This is a genomic window from Mesorhizobium sp. B2-1-8, from assembly GCF_006442545.2.
Classification (GTDB): Bacteria; Pseudomonadota; Alphaproteobacteria; order Rhizobiales; family Rhizobiaceae; genus Mesorhizobium.
In genome coordinates this window covers 4,952,096-4,967,571 of sequence record NZ_CP083952.1, presented here as the reverse complement: position 1 = coordinate 4,967,571, position 15,476 = coordinate 4,952,096, and the positions used below count along the sequence as shown (strand labels likewise).

Annotated in this window: 18 protein-coding genes; 12 read left to right on the top strand and 6 right to left on the bottom strand. The window is 62.7% G+C overall.

The features are described from left to right. Window positions 1-21: 21 nt before the first annotated feature. The 3 genes from FJ970_RS24500 to FJ970_RS24490 form a co-directional block, all read right to left on the bottom strand. A protein-coding gene (locus tag FJ970_RS24500) for an IS630 family transposase (RefSeq protein WP_227791897.1) occupies window positions 22-965 on the bottom strand; the annotation gives its coding sequence in 2 pieces (ribosomal slippage) (window positions 22-629 and window positions 629-965; 945 coding nt in all). Window positions 966-1,104: 139 nt separating this feature from the next. Beyond that, on the bottom strand, window positions 1,105-1,482 hold the full coding sequence (locus FJ970_RS24495; RefSeq protein ID WP_140759161.1) for a Rieske (2Fe-2S) protein: 378 nt from the start codon (window positions 1,480-1,482) through the stop codon (window positions 1,105-1,107). Continuing rightward, the gene (locus FJ970_RS24490) at window positions 1,479-2,564 is read right to left on the bottom strand and encodes an amidohydrolase family protein (RefSeq protein WP_140759163.1); all 1,086 of its coding nucleotides are present in this window, start codon (window positions 2,562-2,564) and stop codon (window positions 1,479-1,481) included. The genes FJ970_RS24495 and FJ970_RS24490 overlap by 4 nt, the downstream gene beginning before the upstream one ends. A 169-nt stretch (window positions 2,565-2,733) precedes the next feature. Between FJ970_RS24490 and FJ970_RS24485 the strand changes: the two genes are divergently transcribed. After that, the gene (locus tag FJ970_RS24485) at window positions 2,734-3,579 is read left to right on the top strand and encodes a LysR family transcriptional regulator (protein WP_140759165.1); all 846 of its coding nucleotides are present in this window, start codon (window positions 2,734-2,736) and stop codon (window positions 3,577-3,579) included. Between the two features lie 18 nt (window positions 3,580-3,597). Here FJ970_RS24485 and FJ970_RS24480 read toward each other — a convergent pair whose 3' ends face one another. Further along, window positions 3,598-4,236 carry a 2Fe-2S iron-sulfur cluster-binding protein gene (locus FJ970_RS24480; RefSeq protein ID WP_265336237.1) on the bottom strand — a complete coding sequence of 213 codons (639 nt, stop codon included), beginning with the start codon at window positions 4,234-4,236 and terminating at the stop codon, window positions 3,598-3,600. 88 nt (window positions 4,237-4,324) lie between these two features. After that, complete coding sequence (locus FJ970_RS24475) at window positions 4,325-4,651, bottom strand: hypothetical protein (RefSeq protein ID WP_227792224.1); 327 nt, start codon at window positions 4,649-4,651, stop codon at window positions 4,325-4,327. Between the two features lie 234 nt (window positions 4,652-4,885). Here FJ970_RS24475 and FJ970_RS24470 point away from each other — a divergent pair, with 234 nt between their 5' ends. From FJ970_RS24470 to FJ970_RS24425, 10 genes are all read left to right on the top strand, one after another. Next, window positions 4,886-5,293 carry a DUF3168 domain-containing protein gene (locus FJ970_RS24470; RefSeq protein WP_140759167.1) on the top strand — a complete coding sequence of 136 codons (408 nt, stop codon included), beginning with the start codon at window positions 4,886-4,888 and terminating at the stop codon, window positions 5,291-5,293. A 171-nt stretch (window positions 5,294-5,464) separates the two neighbouring features. After that, a complete protein-coding gene (locus tag FJ970_RS24465) occupies window positions 5,465-5,764 on the top strand; it encodes a hypothetical protein (RefSeq protein WP_140759169.1) in 300 nt (99 codons plus the stop codon). A gap of 91 nt (window positions 5,765-5,855) precedes the next feature. Further along, window positions 5,856-6,521, top strand: coding sequence for a response regulator transcription factor (locus FJ970_RS24460; protein WP_140759171.1), 666 nt, complete (start codon window positions 5,856-5,858; stop codon window positions 6,519-6,521). A gap of 28 nt (window positions 6,522-6,549) precedes the next feature. Beyond that, a complete protein-coding gene (locus FJ970_RS24455; protein WP_227791896.1) occupies window positions 6,550-7,938 on the top strand; it encodes an ATP-binding protein in 1,389 nt (462 codons plus the stop codon). Window positions 7,939-8,122: 184 nt separating this feature from the next. Beyond that, the gene (locus FJ970_RS24450) at window positions 8,123-8,563 is read left to right on the top strand and encodes a hypothetical protein (protein WP_140759175.1); all 441 of its coding nucleotides are present in this window, start codon (window positions 8,123-8,125) and stop codon (window positions 8,561-8,563) included. Between the two features lie 124 nt (window positions 8,564-8,687). Then, entirely contained in the window at window positions 8,688-9,827 is a 1,140-nt protein-coding gene (gene ccmI, locus FJ970_RS24445) for a c-type cytochrome biogenesis protein CcmI (RefSeq protein ID WP_140759177.1), read from the top strand. Window positions 9,828-9,835: 8 nt separating this feature from the next. Then, window positions 9,836-10,279, top strand: a complete 444-nt coding sequence (gene ccmE / locus FJ970_RS24440) for a cytochrome c maturation protein CcmE (RefSeq protein ID WP_140759179.1) — start codon at window positions 9,836-9,838, stop codon at window positions 10,277-10,279. 32 nt (window positions 10,280-10,311) lie between these two features. Continuing rightward, on the top strand, window positions 10,312-12,297 hold the full coding sequence (locus tag FJ970_RS24435; RefSeq protein ID WP_140759181.1) for a heme lyase CcmF/NrfE family subunit: 1,986 nt from the start codon (window positions 10,312-10,314) through the stop codon (window positions 12,295-12,297). Continuing rightward, window positions 12,294-12,761, top strand: a complete 468-nt coding sequence (locus tag FJ970_RS24430; RefSeq protein WP_140759183.1) for a cytochrome c-type biogenesis protein — start codon at window positions 12,294-12,296, stop codon at window positions 12,759-12,761. Before FJ970_RS24435 ends, FJ970_RS24430 begins: the two co-directional genes overlap by 4 nt. A gap of 131 nt (window positions 12,762-12,892) precedes the next feature. Further along, on the top strand, window positions 12,893-14,446 hold the full coding sequence (locus FJ970_RS24425) for a Do family serine endopeptidase (RefSeq protein WP_140759185.1): 1,554 nt from the start codon (window positions 12,893-12,895) through the stop codon (window positions 14,444-14,446). Window positions 14,447-14,520: 74 nt separating this feature from the next. Here the strand turns inward: FJ970_RS24425 and FJ970_RS24420 are convergent, their stop codons facing one another. Then, window positions 14,521-14,718: a hypothetical protein gene (locus FJ970_RS24420; RefSeq protein WP_140759187.1), complete on the bottom strand. Its 198-nt coding sequence runs from the start codon at window positions 14,716-14,718 to the stop codon at window positions 14,521-14,523. A gap of 83 nt (window positions 14,719-14,801) precedes the next feature. Between FJ970_RS24420 and FJ970_RS24415 the strand changes: the two genes are divergently transcribed. Then, window positions 14,802-15,476, top strand: coding sequence for a response regulator transcription factor (locus FJ970_RS24415; protein WP_023771592.1), 675 nt, complete (start codon window positions 14,802-14,804; stop codon window positions 15,474-15,476).

Genomic DNA, 15,476 nt, shown 5'->3' with positions numbered 1-15,476 from the left:
TGCCTCTAGAGCGGGATGAGATTAGTTTCGGTCATATCCGGAGTTTTCGAAGTAGTGTGAGCATTCTGTCGGTGTGATGCGGTTGAGAATTTGGCCGATCGCGTCGCAAACGGTTTGGACGGTGCGGCTTGCTGCCTTTCTCAGCCAGTGCTTGAGTTTTGAAAAGAGCTGTTCGATCGGATTAAGATCGGGCGAGTATTTCGGCAGGAAGAAGAGCCTGGCGCCGGCGGCGCGTATGGCGCGGCGCACCGCCTTGCCTTTGTGCGAGCCGAGATTGTCCATGATGACGATGTCGCCCGGCTGGAGGGTCGGAGCGAGAACCTTCTCGACATAGAGAAGAAATCTCTCGCCGTTGATAGGTCCGTCGATCAGCCAGGGCGCCTCGACGCGATCGTGGCGCAGCGCGGCCAGGAAGGTCATGGTCTTCCAGTGGCCATGCGGCACTTTGGCCTTGATGCGCTGTCCAACCGGCGCCCAGCCCCTTAGCGGCGACATGTTGGTCTTGGTCCAGGTCTCGTCGATGAAGACCAGTCGCGTCGGATCAATCCGGTCCCGATACTTCGTCCACTGCATGCGCCGTCGCGCGATATCGGGACGATCCTGTTCGACGGCGATCAGCGTCTTTTTTTGTGACTGAGCTTCTCGGCATGCACGAACTCCCACACCGAACGGTAGTCGACCCTCAGGCCACGCTCGCCAAGTTCGGCCACAAGCCCGCGCAAGGTGAAGTCCCTGTCGTGACAGCGTTCGATCAGCCAGTCGCGCCACGCTCCCGAGAGCTTCTTCGGTTTGTAGCCGCCGACCTGGCGAGGCGCAGCACTGCCAGTCTCTTCGACGCGCTTAAGCCACGCGATGGCCGCGCTGTAGCTGACGCCAAATCGAGCCGCCGCCGCGCGTCGCGAGAGCCCTTCCGTCTTGACCGCGGCTACAACCCGCTCGCGAAGGTCCATCGAATAGGCTGCCATCCATGCTGGCCTCCTCCCAGCATGCATGTTGAATCAGAACTGCGATGATTTGGGAATCTCACGACTCTTATAAATCTCATCCCGCTCTAATCAGTCGCCGCGTTGCATTGTTTTCGATCCGCCGAACACCTCATCCGGCTTATCGACCGAGTTCGACATAAAGATCTTCGCCGTCCCGGTGGACGGGGAAGGTTCGTGCCTTGAGCCGGTCGTCGACGAGGCACTTTCCGGACCGGATCTCGAACTCCCATCCATGCCAGGCACAGCGAACGAGTTCGCCGGCCCGCTCATAGACGAACTCGGTCTTGTTGGTTTGTCTGGTGGTTCCGCAGACAGGCCCTTCGCAAAGCTGTCCAGCGCGATGCGGGCATATGTTCAGCAGGGCGGCATAGCCGTCGTGGAGTTCGAAGATGCCGACGCTTATACGGCCGAAGGTGACGATCTTCGGCCGCTCGGTCGTTACCTCGGCGACCTTGCAGGCAAAAGTCCGGGAGGGGGCTACAGCTGCCTCCATCATGCGACCCTCGCGGTTGCCGCCGGTGCCTCGATACGCTTGTAGACTTCAAGCGCGTTTAGCCCCATCACCTTGTCGCGCCATGCCGGCGGGATGTGGAGATTGGTCGGTGCGTCGAAGTCCCAGTGGGGATAGTCGGACGCGAAGAGCAGCGTGTTCTGACCGTCCATATGCTCGAGCGTCTCCCAGAGGTGCTTCACATTCTGCGGCTGCTCGAGCGGCTGGGTGCTGAAGCGGATGTTGCGGCGGCAATATTCCGACGGCAGCATCCTCAGCCATGGCGTCTCCTTGCGTAGGGCCTTGAAGTTGGCATCGAGCCGCCACATCAACGAAGGCACCCAAGAGACGCCGCATTCGATGACGACGAAATAGAGGTCGGGATATTTCTCGAACACGCCGTTGGAGATCATGCTGACCACATGGGTCATCGCCGGCTGGCTGAGCAGCGCATGCGTCTCCCAGTAGTAAGCGGTCGGGCCGCTGGCGACGGCATTGTGATTGACGCCTCCCTGGCCGCCAAAATGAATGGCGAAGGGCAGGCCGACCTCCGCGCAAGCCTCGAAGATAGGATGGTAGAACGGATCGCCGTAGGGGCGCTGCGAGCCGTGGCTTGCAAGGACCTGGACGATGTCCTTGTGTCCGCCCAGGCGCCTTATCTCGGCCGCCGCCCCATGTGGATCGGTCGGAGAGATGATGATCGATCCCTTGAAGCGTCTGTCCTTGGGCAGCCACCAATCGATCATGTAGTCGTTATAGGCGCTGACCAGCGCATTGGCGTAGTGGTAGTTGGCCAGTGTCGAGGCTTCCAGCGGTTCGTCGGCCGTGAGGATAGCAACGTCGATGTCGTACAGATCGAGGTGCTTCTCCTTCATGATCAGGTAGTTGTCGTCCTCGGTCTGCGGCTTGATGTCATGCCGGGAAAATCCTTCGGGATGGAGCCACGGGCGATGTCCATGCGGGAAGCTGCCCGCCGGGCCGGGCTTTTCGCCGCGGACCATGAAATCGCGCCAGTAGGGCTCGAGATAGGGCAGGAGGACTTCAGCACTGGACCAGTAGTTGTGCACGTCCGTGTCGACGATAAACATTGATGCATCACCTGCCGAGGAGGGTTGGATGCACGAACAGTGGACTTCGGCGCAGTCGGCCGCAACGCAGTCGCCGGCCGAAGTTTAATCGAAGAATCCGATTACCCATTGCCTGCCAGGGCAGAAAGGCGCTAGCCGATTGGGATCGCCTCGTTCGCTGATGGCCGGAATGCAGATAGAATTGCTCGATACCTTCCTCGATCTCATCGAGACCCGGAATTTCAACAGGACCGCGGAGCGGCTTGGCATCACCCAGTCCACCGTCTCGAGCCGCATTCGCACGCTCGAGACGCTGCTGGAAAAACAGCTCTTCATTCGCAACAAGAGCGGGACGGAGCCCACCGCCGCCGGTGTACGCTTCGAGCAGCATGCGCGCGCGGTAAAGCTCAGATGGCTGGATGCGCGCCGCGAAATCCAGTCGGTCGGCAAGTTCGACCGTCTCATCCGCATCGGCATTCAGTTCGAGCTTTACGAGCGCGTCCTGCAGGAATGGCTGGTCTGGGTGAGGGCGACGATGCCCAAGCTGGCAATCTATGTCGAGATCGACTACTCGAACCAGATGATCCTGGACCTCACGACCGGCAGCCTCGATCTCGCCGTCCTTTATTCGCCGCAGCATCTTCCCGACATTCACTATGAGCAGATCGCCGAGGAGAGCTTCGTGATGGTCTCCACGCGCGGCGTGGCGTTCAGTGACATCACGCCGGCGGACTACATTCGCGCCAACTACTCCGCATCCTTCGATCGCGCGCACAAACAGATGCTGCCCGAACTGGAAAGCAGCCCGGTTTCGACCGGAAACGGCGGCGCTGTCGCCCATCTGCTGAGAAGCCAGGGCGGTACGGCCTTCGTCACCGCGGCGGTCGCGACGAAATTGCTTCAGGAGAAGGTGGCGGAGCTCGTCGCCGACGCGCCAAGAATCTCCCATCCGATCTATTCCGCCGTGCACGTGCGGCATCATCATTCACACACCCATGCCCGCTTGCTGAAGGCGCTCAAGCTAATGACGGTATAGGCGCCGCGACGCAGGTGGTTACAGGTCGACAGCGATGTCGCTGGTCGGTGTGCTGCAGCAAGCAAGGACAAAGCCTGCCTCGCGCTCGGCATCCGAAAGGCCCCCCATCTGGTTCATGTCCACCGCGCCGCTTGCCAGCATGACCTTGCATGTTCCGCACAGGCCCATTCGGCAGGACGTCTCGACATGGATGCCGGCGGCCTCGGCAATATCCAAAATGGTCTCACCGGCGCCGGCCACGCGATTGATGCTGCAACGCTGGAAAAGAATGCTCCTTGCCTCGCCGCCTTGTCCCCTGTCAGCTGCAGATTTGGCGCCCGACGGCGTTGGGCCGAAGGCTTCTTCGAAAATCTCGCGTGCCGGTACCCCAAGCTCAAGAAGGTCGCGGCGCATCGCTTCCATGAACGCCGAAGGCCCGCATAGAAAGGCGCTACGTTCTGCCGTATCCGGCACGAGTTCGGCCAGCTTCGTCATGTCAAGCCGGCCGCCCGCGCCAAAGGCGCCGGACGCCTGGCTGCAAACGGTCTCCACACGCAGCCCAGGCAGTTGGGCAAAGCTTCGCAGTTCGTCCTCGAAAAGAAGATCGCCTGGCGTTCGCGCGCATTGGATGAGGCAGATATCGAGATCGCTGCCGGCATCGCTGAGCGACCGCAGCATTGACATGAACGGGGTGATGCCGCTGCCCGCGCAAAGGAAAAGTGCCTTTTGGAAGGCACGGCCCTCAAGCGTGAACATGCCACCGGCTTCACCGATCTCGGCCGTCGCGCCTGCGCCGAAATGATCGTGGAGGATACGAGTTGCCTTGCCGTCCTTGGCGGCCTTGATCGTCAAAGCGACACGCTGCGGGCGGCTTGGTGGCGAGGCTATTTAAGACGCGGGAAAACTGTTCACCGTTCCAGCCGAAGCGGATGGTGGTGGACTGGCCGGCACGGAAGTCGAAACCCCTGCCGTCGACGCGCTCGAAGACCAGCGTGACGACGTCGCTCGTCTCCTGGATGCGGTCCGTGCAGACACACAGGCGCGACGTATCGAGGAGGGCGCCATTGCCGGCGCTAGTGGGTGCGACATTCATGGGCCGTCTCCAAAGACAGGTGATCTGGCTTGCGATAGCAGATCGGAGCGTGCCCATGCCGCATCTCGTTAATCGGAAAAAGCGTTCACATTTTACACCGGGACTCATGCCATGGCTGGCGTTGTCGATAGGATCAGCTGATCCAGAGCTTGCCGTTACTCCAACTCTGGCGGAATCCGTTCATGGCGACTAGGTTGCGATAGGTGCAGCCGCGACAGGCGAGGGGAATGACATATGACGGCGCCCGGTGATTTGCAGCAGGCCCTGTTCCTCAGGTTGAAAAGCGATGCGTCGCTGTCGGCGCTGCTGGGCGGCGCCGGACTGCTCGAGCGGCCAACCGATAACGCCGCCTTTCCCTATGTGACTTCAGGCCAGACCTCTGCCTTCGACTGGGATACCGGCGCCGAGAACAATGACGACCAGCTGATCACGCTGCATGTCTGGTCGAAGGCCCATGGCGAAGCCGAAACGCTTGCCATCATGGCCGCCATCGAAGCACGCCTTGCTGACGCGGTACTGGTGATCGGTCCGCGTGGCCAGACGCGGCTGTCGCTGGAATTCAGCGAGGCGCGTTATGATGAGGAACTGCTTGTCCATCACGGTCTGCTGCGATTCCGTGCGCTGACGCAGGAAAACGCCTGACGCGCTTTCAATATCATCGAAACGGCGTCTAAACTGCGCTTTCGCGGGTTTCACTGGTGGGGCGGTGAAATCCGGATTGTCTGTCTCGCGTTGCAGGGGTGTGGCGAGCATGGTTTCAGGGCCGTTCACCGTTCATTTCACGTTCAGCACCGATGCGTTACAACGCCGGTCATGAAAACGCTTCGCTCCCATTTCCGAACCGCGACCCTGGCGCTTAGTGCCGCCGGGCTGTTTGCGTCGCAGGCAATGGCGATACCGGTGATCGCGCCCGACCAGCCCAGCCCGATCGTCTTGGCCGCATCCGACTGCTATGCGATCGGTCAGCAGGTGGCCCAGCAGAATGGCGGGACGCTCGCCAAGGCCTCGGCGTCGACGCGTGGCGGCCAGCCGGTCTGCGTCATCGTCGTGCTCGTGCCCGGCAAGGACGGGCAGCGTCCGCGCCGCTCCGAAATCGTCGTTCCACAGAACTGACGCAGTCTTCCCTTCCTACAGGGCTCCGTTTCCCAGGCCGGCGGAATCGGCCTATATCTGCAACTTCAGTCCAACAGGCATTGGTCCCCGCATGCGCGTACTCGTCGTCGAGGATGACAAGGATCTCAACCGGCAGATTTCGGATGCGCTGGTCGATGCCGGCTATGTCGTCGACCGTGCCTTCGATGGCGAGGAGGGTCATTTCCTCGGCGACACCGAGCCTTACGATGCCGTCGTGCTCGACATCGGCCTGCCGCAGATGGACGGCATCAGCGTGGTCGAGCGCTGGCGTCGCGGCGGCCGCAAGATGCCGGTGCTGATCCTGACGGCGCGTGACCGCTGGAGTGACAAGGTGTCCGGCATCGACGCCGGTGCCGACGATTACGTCGCCAAGCCGTTCCACATCGAGGAAGTGTTGGCGCGGGTCAGGGCCTTGATCCGCCGCGCCGCCGGCCACGCCTCGTCGGAACTGACCTGCGGGCCGCTGCGTCTCGACACCAAGGCTTCGAAGGCCGATGTCGCCGGCGTGCCGCTGAAATTGACCTCGCATGAATTCCGGCTGCTTGCCTATCTGATGCACCACATGGGCGAGGTCGTTTCGCGCACGGAACTGGTGGAACATCTCTACGACCAGGATTTCGATCGCGATTCCAACACGATCGAGGTCTTTGTCGGGCGGCTGCGCAAGAAGATGGGCATCGACATGATCGAAACCGTGCGCGGCATGGGCTACCGCATGCGTGAGCCGGAGGCGTAAGGCGGAACCGCTCCCTACCAACCCAACCGTGAGCAGACGGCTTTCGCTGCGCGCATGGCCGCGCTCGCTGACGTTCCGCGTCATCGCCTTCTCCACGGTGTGGGCGATCCTCACCCTGGTCGTCATCTTCACCCTGATCACCACGCTTTACCGCCAGGCCAGCGAGCGAGGCTTCGACAGCCTGCTGTCGGCGCATTTGTTCAACCTGATCGGCTCCATCGGCATTTCCGACAGCGGTGCGCTGACCGGTTCCCCCGATCTTGGCGACCTCCGTTTCTCGGAACCGAATTCGGGCTGGTACTGGTCCGTCGAACCCGCCTCGGAAGGCGTGCATGGCGATCTTCATTCTTCGTCCATGACCCGGACCATCCCGTCGCCCGACGTGGCGGATGTTCCCTTCAACGCCAATTTCCAGCGCAGCTATGCCGCGCAAGGCATCAATGGCGAAGAACTGGTCGTGTTCGAGAGCGAATTCGTTCTCGATGCGAAGAACCGCGCCGCGCGCTTCCGCGTGATGGGCAACAAGACCGAGCTGGAGCAGGAAATAGAGACCTTCCAGCGCCGCTTGCTGACCTATCTCGGCCTGTTCGGCATCGGCATGATCGCCATCAACGCCATCGCCATCCTGCTCGGGCTGCAGCCTCTGCGCAGGGTCCGCAACGCGCTTGCCATGGTGCGCGAGGGCACCGCGCAGAGGCTCGACGGCCGCTTCCCGGCCGAGATCGAACCCTTAGCCAACGAAACCAACGCGTTGATTGAAAACAACAAACGCATTGTCGAACGCTCGCGGACGCAGGTCGGCAATCTTGCCCATTCACTGAAGACGCCGCTCGCCGTTCTGCTCAACGAGGGCCGGGCGCTTGGCGGAGCCAAGGGACAATTGATCGCCGAGCAGGCCGCCTCCATGCAAAAGCAGATCGACCACTATTTGCAGCGCGCCCGCGTCGCGGCGCAGCGCGACAGCGTCGTCTACCGCACGCCGGTGGCGCCGCTGGTGCAGCGCATGGTGCGCGTCTTGCAGAAGCTCAACCCGCGGACCAACCTGTCGCTGTCGCTGCCGGCCACGGAGATCGTCTTTGCCGGCGAACGCGAAGACCTCGAGGAACTGCTTGGCAACCTTCTCGAAAATGCGATGAAATGGTCAAAGAGCGTGGTGTCGGTTGCGGTTGCGCCGTTGACCGGCAGCGGTGACAACCTGTTTGAGATCAGCATCGAGGACGACGGCCCTGGCATTCCCGAGGACAAGGCGCGCGAAGCCATGAAGCGCGGACGGCGCCTGGACGAGACAAAACCGGGAACGGGTCTCGGCCTCGCCATCGTCGCCGACCTCGTCAACGAATATGGCGGCGGCCTGGTGCTGGAACGCTCCGGCATGGGCGGATTGAAGGCGGTGGTGCGATTGCGGAGCCTTCCGTGACGTTTCCCCAGGCCAATCGACACCGATGGGCGGCGCATGCTATGGCGGCATATCGATTGACCCCGTACTGGCCGGCAGCGGCCAAATTTCCGACAAATATCAACACTATGGCCACGCCCACTTCTCAGATGATGCTCCCCGCGCATCCATGGCAGGCTCCAGCTCAGGAATACCGGTTGTTGGCATGAAGATTCGCGTCGCGCTTGTTTCCGCCTTGCTGGCCATATCGGGCTGCACCACCTTGAGCGGCAAGGGTCCGACCGTGGCGCCGACACCGGCGTCGACGCCCCCGGCGGGTGGCAAGGTCGTCACCAAGTCGATCATTTCCGCCATGGGTGGCGGCCTCATTGGCGGGTCGATCGGCAATGGCCTGAGCGACACGGAGAAGCGCAGCGCGCTCGAGGCCGAATACAAGGCGCTCGAATACAACACCAGCGGCCAGAAGGTGACGTGGAAAGGCGATCAGGCCTCGCGCCATGGCGAGGTCGTTCCAGCCCAACCTTACCGCGTCGGTTCGCAGGACTGCCGCCAGTACACGCAGACGGTATTCACCGGCAGCGCCAGTGTCACGGCGCACGGAACGGCCTGCCGCAATGCCGACGGCAGTTGGACACCACTGACCTAGCTGGCCGGGTCCGGTTGCGATCCGGCCAGTTGATGTCGATCAAGGACATTCGGCGCGCCTGCCGTCAAAGCGTCGCAGGATGCCTGTGTTGGCAGGGCAAGGCTCTGCCTTTATTGGAAGAACCATGCTGTTCTGGGTCATAGCCGCAATTCTCACGCTGGGCGCCAGCCTGGCGGTGCTTTTGCCGCTGGCTGGGGCCTCCAAGGACGCGTCATCGAGCGGCGATCACGATCTGGAAGTCTATCGCGATCAATTGGACGAACTCGACCGCGACGCCGCACGCGGCCTGATCGGGCCCGCTGAAGCGGCCGAGGCGCGCGCCGAGATCGCCCGCCGCATCCTTCGCCTGGGCAACGCGGATATGGCGGACAAGACATCTGGCAGATCAGCATCGGTCACGGCACGGCTCGTCGCGACCGCCGCCGTGCTGGTGGTACCGTTGGTCAGCTGGGGGCTCTATAGCCAGATCGGCTCGCCTGACCTGCCGTCGCAGCCGCTCAGCGAGCGGCTGGCCAAGAACCCGGCCGACAGCTCGGTCGATGAGCTGGTGGCGCGCGCAGAAGCCCATCTTGCTGCCAATCCTTCCGATGGGCGGGGCTGGGATGTGCTGGCGCCGGTCTATCTGCGCATGCAGCGCTTTGCCGACGCCGCGGCGGCCTACCGCAACGCCATACGCCTGGACGGCGACAATGCCGCCCGCCAGGCCGGCCTCGGCGAGGCCATAGCCGGTGCAGCGGGCGGTATCGTTTCGGCCGATGCCCAGGATGCCTTCGAGGCGGCCTTGAAGCTCGATCCGGCCAACGCGAAAGCCAGTTTCTATCTGGCCATGGCGTTGGCACAGGAGGGCCGCGGCAAGGAAGCGGCCGCCGCGTGGCAAGCGATGCTTGGCAGGCTGCCGCCGAATTCACCGTGGCGGGGCGCCGTCGAACAGGCATTGGCCAAATCCGGCGGCCCCGAATTCGCTTCCGGCGTGGCCGCGAAAAGCCCCGATGCCGCCGATGTCGACGCGGCATCCTCCATGTCGCCGCAGGACAGGGAAGCCATGATCAACACCATGGTCGCCGGGCTCGACGACAAACTTCGTCAAAATCCGCGCGACCCGGAAGGATGGATGCGGCTGGTTCGTTCCTATGTCGTGCTGGGCAAGACCGATCAGGCACGCGATGCGCTGGGCCGCGCCATTGCGGTCTTTGGAGCCGACAGTGACGAAGCCAGGAAATTCACCGCCTTTGCCGCCTCGCTCGGCCTGACGGCGACGGAGTAGAACTTGACATGACGCGCAAGCAGAAACGATTGTCGGTGATTGTGGGCGGCTTGGCTTTCCTCGCCGCCGCCACCGGCCTGACCTTCTACGCGCTTGGCCAGAAAGCGTCCTATTTCTACATGCCGGCCGATCTGACCACTGCCAGCGTGCAGCCCGGCCAGCGCATCAGGCTCGGCGGTTTGGTCGAAAAAGGCACCATCCAGCGCGGCCAGGGCGCGACCGTCGCCTTTTCCGTCACCGACACCCACAAATCGGTCAAGGTGACCTATACCGGCATCCTGCCCGATCTTTTTCGCGAAGGGCAGGGCGTCATCACCGAGGGCACCTTCGGCGCCGACGGCGTCTTTGTCGCCGACAGCGTGCTGGCCAAGCACGATGAGCGTTACATGCCCAAGGAAGTTGCCGACGGGCTGAAGGCCAAGGGTGTCTGGCAGGAGAGCAAGAGTGAGTAACCCCGGCGGGAGAGCAAGCGTGAGTCGCGGGAATGGTTGAGACCGGACATTTCGCCCTGGTTCTGGCGTTCGCGCTTTCACTGGTGCAGACCATCGTGCCGCTGTTTGGCGCGCGGCTGAACAACCAGCGCCTGATGGCAGTCGGCGGTCCGGTCGCGGTGACTGGTTTTGCGTTGACCGCGCTGTCCTTCGCAGCCCTTGCCAGCGCCTATGCAAGCTCCGATTTTTCGCTGGCGAACGTTTGGGAGAACTCGCATTCGCTTCAGCCGCTGATCTACAAGATCACCGGGACCTGGGGCAATCACGAAGGCTCGATGCTGCTCTGGGTGCTGATCCTGACCTTCTTCGGCGCGCTTGTCGCCGCTTTCGGCTCCAACCTGCCGGCGACGCTGCGCGCCAACGTGCTTGCGGTGCAGGGCGCCATTGGCGCTGCCTTCTTCCTGTTCATCCTGGTGACGTCCAATCCTTTCATCCGCCTCAACCCGGCGCCCATCGAAGGCCGCGATCTCAACCCGATCCTGCAGGATCTTGGCCTCGCCATTCATCCGCCGCTGCTCTATCTCGGCTATGTCGGCTTCTCGATCTGCTTTTCCTTCTCGGTCGCGGCCCTCATCGAGGGGCGCATCGATGCCTCCTGGGCGCGCTGGGTGCGGCCATGGACACTGGTCGCCTGGATGTTCCTGACCGGCGGCATCGCCATGGGATCGTACTGGGCCTATTACGAGCTCGGCTGGGGCGGCTTCTGGTTCTGGGACCCGGTCGAAAACGCTTCCTTCATGCCGTGGCTGGCGGGCACCGCGCTGTTGCATTCGGCCATCGTCATGGAAAAGCGCTCGGCTTTGAAGATCTGGACGCTGCTGCTCGCCATTTTGACCTTCTCGCTGTCGCTGCTCGGCACCTTCCTGGTGCGTTCGGGCGTCCTGACTTCCGTCCACGCCTTTGCCACCGATCCGACGCGCGGCGTCTTCATCCTGTGCATCCTGACGCTGTTCATCGGCGGCTCGCTGTCACTGTTTGCGCTGCGCGCATCGAAGTTGACGGCAGGCGGCTTGTTCCATCCGATTTCGCGCGAAGGCGCACTCGTCCTCAACAATCTGTTCCTGACCACGGCGACCGCCACCGTGCTGGTCGGCACGCTCTATCCGCTGGCGGTCGAGGCTTTTTCGGCCGACAAGATTTCGGTCGGAGCGCCGTTCTTCAACCTTACCTTCGCACCGCTGATGGTGCCGCTGCTGGTGATGGTTCCCTTTGGGCCGCTGCTGGCCTGGAAGCGCGGCGATGTGTTTGGCGTCGCGCAGCGTCTGATGGTGGCGTTCGCGGCCGCCCTTCTGGCAACGCTGGTCACCGCCTTGTTCATCGACGGCGCTTCGGTGCTTGCTGCGCTTGGCGTCGGCCTTGCCGTCTGGCTGATCCTCGGTGCGCTAACCGACATCGCCGTCAAAGCCGGGGTCGGCAATGTCGCCGCGCCGGTCCTGGTCAGACGCCTGGTTGGTCTGCCACGCTCGGTGTTCGGGACCGCTTTCGCGCATCTTGGCCTCGGCCTGACGGTGCTCGGCATTGTCGGCACGCTCTGCTTTGGCACGGAGAAGATCCTGTCCATGCATGCTGGTGAAACCGTCGAAATCTCCGGCCGCACGGTTCGTTTCGTCGGCCTCTATCCTGCCCAGGGACCGAACTACAGCGAGGATCGCGGCCGTTTCGAGCTGATCGGCGTCAGCGGCAGCGCTGTCGGCGAAATCAGCTCCGCCAAGCGTTTCTATCCCGTGCGGCAGATGACGACGACGGAGTCCGGCATCAAGACGATCGGCCTCTCCCAGCTCTACATTTCGCTCGGCGACGAGGGCAAGGACGGCTCGGTCGTGGTGCGCCTGTGGTGGAAGCCGCTGGTGACGCTGATCTGGGGCGGCGGCCTGGTGATGATGGTGGGTGCGGCCATGTCGCTGATGGACAGACGCCTGCGTGTCGGCGCGCCATCGCGCCGTCGCAAGCAGGCGGTGGTGCCGGCGGGCCTGTCATGAAGGCAAGGTTTTCACTGATGTCGATTGTCCTGCTGCTGGCATTGCTCTTCGCCGGCACGGCAATGGCGGTGAAGCCTGACGAGATGCTGGCGGACCCGGCACTCGAGGCGAGAGCCCGGGCGCTGTCGGAAGGCTTGCGATGCATGGTCTGCCAGAACCAGTCGATCGACGAATCCGACGCCGACCTTGCTCGCGACCTGCGGATCCTGGTGCGCCAGCGCCTCGTCGCCGGCGATACCGACCAGCAGGTGATGGACTATGTCGTTTCCCGCTACGGCGAGTTCGTGCTTCTGAAGCCACGTTTTGATCTCAGGAATGCCCTGCTTTGGGGCACGCCGGTGCTGCTGCTGCTGGTGGGAGGTGTGTTCATTGCTCTAAGCGCGCGATCGCGCCGGACGCTGGCGACGAAATCCCTGTCAGCCGACGAGCAGGCGGCATTGGACGCGATCCTGCACCGCGACTGACAGCCCAGTCGCCCGCTAACATTACCAAAGTTTCATGTGTCGGAAATGGCGCTGTAATGTCCGCCGTTCTAATTCTCGTTTCCTGAGGATGCCGATCAAGGCGCGTCCGCTTGAAAGAGGATAAGAGATCCATGAATATTGCCCCCAATTCATATTCCCGCACCCGCAAGCGTCTTCTGGCTGCCGTCGCGTCCGTCGCTGTCGCCGGTGCGATCGGCGTTGGCGCGCTGACCAGTGGAACCAGCCCCGTTCTGGCTGACGCCGTGCGTGTCGAGGCTCCGCAGGTTCCGAGCTTCGCCGATGTCGTGGAGCGGGTTTCGCCAGCCGTGGTCAGCGTCAAGGTCAAGGCCAAGCTGCAACCGACAGCCGATGACGGTTCCGGCGATCAGGGCGGTTTCGACAATCTTCCCAACAATCCGCAGCTGCGCCGCTTCTTCAAGGAATTCCGCGGCTTTGGTGACCAGGGTGGCCAGAACGACGAAGGTCACCGCCGCTTCGGTCACCGCGATCGCAACAACGACCAGCCGCGCCCCGTCGCGCAGGGCTCGGGCTTCTTCATTTCCGAAGACGGTTATCTCGTAACCAACAACCACGTCGTCGACGAGGGCACCGCTTTCACCGTGGTGACCAATGACGGCAAGGAACTCGACGCCAAGCTGGTCGGCACCGATCCGCGCACCGACCTCGCCGTGCTCAAGGTCGATGGCGGCGGCAAGTTCACCTATGTCGACTTCGCCGACGATTCCAAGGTTCGCGTCGGCGACTGGGTCGTGGCTGTCGGCAACCCGTTCGGCCTCGGTGGCACCGTCACCGCCGGAATCATCTCGGCGCGCGGCCGCGATATCGGCGCTGGCCCTTATGACGATTTCCTCCAGATCGACGCCTCGGTCAACCGCGGCAATTCGGGTGGCCCGACCTTCAATCTCAACGGCCAGGTGGTCGGCATCAACACCGCCATCTTCTCGCCCTCGGGCGGCAGCGTCGGCATCGCCTTCGACATTCCCGCCACAACCGCCAAGCAGGTCGTCGCAGACTTGATGAAGAACGGCGCGGTCCAGCGCGGCTGGCTCGGCGTCGAAATCCAGCCGGTCACTTCCGACATCGCCGAATCGCTCGGTCTGAAGTCCAACAATGGCGCGTTGGTTTCGAGCGCCCAGGACGATGGCCCCGGCAAGAAGGCCGGCATCACGGCAGGTGATGTCATCACCCAGGTCGATGGCAAGGATGTTGCCTCGCCGAAGGAACTCGCCCGTCTGATCGGCGCCTATTCGCCGGGCAAATCGGTTGACGTCACCGTGTGGCGTGACGGCAAGAGCCAGACGGTCAAGGTCGATCTCGGCAAGCTGCCCGCCAGCGACAAGCAGGCGTCGGGCGATCAGCAGCAGCAGCAACCCGCCGCTCCGGCAAAGCCGGACACGCTGGCTGATCTCGGCCTCACCGTCACCAAGTCCGAAAACGGTAAGGGTCTGGTGGTGACCGACGTCGACCCCGACAGCGCCGCCGCCGACCGCGGCATCCAGCCGGGCGACGTCATCACCGCGGTCAACTCGGCGGAGGTCAACGGCACCGAAGACGTCACCAAGGCCATGGCCGATGCGGTCAAATCCGGACGCAAGGCGGTGCTGATGCAGATCACCCGTGACGACAACAACCGCTTCGTCGCGGTGCCGGTGGCCAAGGGCTGAGACGACCTTTCCAATGCGGCGGTTTCAACACCCCCGAGTCGCCGCATGGGAAAGCAAGAAGGAGAGCCCGTTAGTCAGTCATCGCGCTCTTCTTCAGCGGCAGCGGGCTTCCCATCGCCCGCTGCCGCGCCCTGCATATGGCTGCCCATCACGCCCTCGTGCCCGAAGCCGGTCGGTTCGGTGGTTGCGGGATGACGACATGACCGGGAACTGGCATGTCCGGCGTAACGACGCCACGGAACAAAGATTTTATCGCGTACGCTCTCGATCATCCTGATCGCGATGCGTTTTGGCAAAGGCTAAAATGCAGATGCCGGCTACTCAACCTTCCAGCGAAATCGCGTATAACGGCCCTATGAAGATTCTCGTCATAGAAGACGATCGCGAGGCTGCGGATTATCTGCAGAAAGCCTTCACGGAAGCGGGTCATACCGCGCATGTCGCGGGTGACGGTGAGACCGGCTTCGCGCTTGCCGATGCGGGTGATTATGACGTGATGGTCATCGATCGGATGATGCCGCGCCGCGACGGCCTGTCGGTCATTGCCGCTCTCCGTTCCAGGGGCAACACGACGCCAGTGCTCATCCTGTCTGCGCTGGGCGAGGTCGATGACCGTGTCACCGGGCTGCGCGCCGGCGGCGACGACTATCTGACCAAGCCCTATGCCTTTTCCGAACTTCTGGCGCGTGTCGAGGTGCTGAACCGACGCGCCAGCGCCAAGGAGGCCGAGACCGTCTACCGGGTTGGCGACCTTGAACTCGACAGGCTGTCGCATTCTGTCCGCCGGGCGGCACGCGAGATCACGCTGCAGCCGCGCGAATTCCGCTTGCTCGAATATCTCATGCGCCATGCCGGCCAGGTTGTGACGCGCACCATGCTTCTCGAAAATGTCTGGGACTATCATTTCGATCCGCAGACCAATGTCATAGATGTCCACGTCTCGCGGCTGCGCGGCAAGATCGAAAAGGGCTTCGACAAGCCGATCCTGCATACGGTTCGCGGCGCCGGATACATGCTGAAGGGCGGCTAG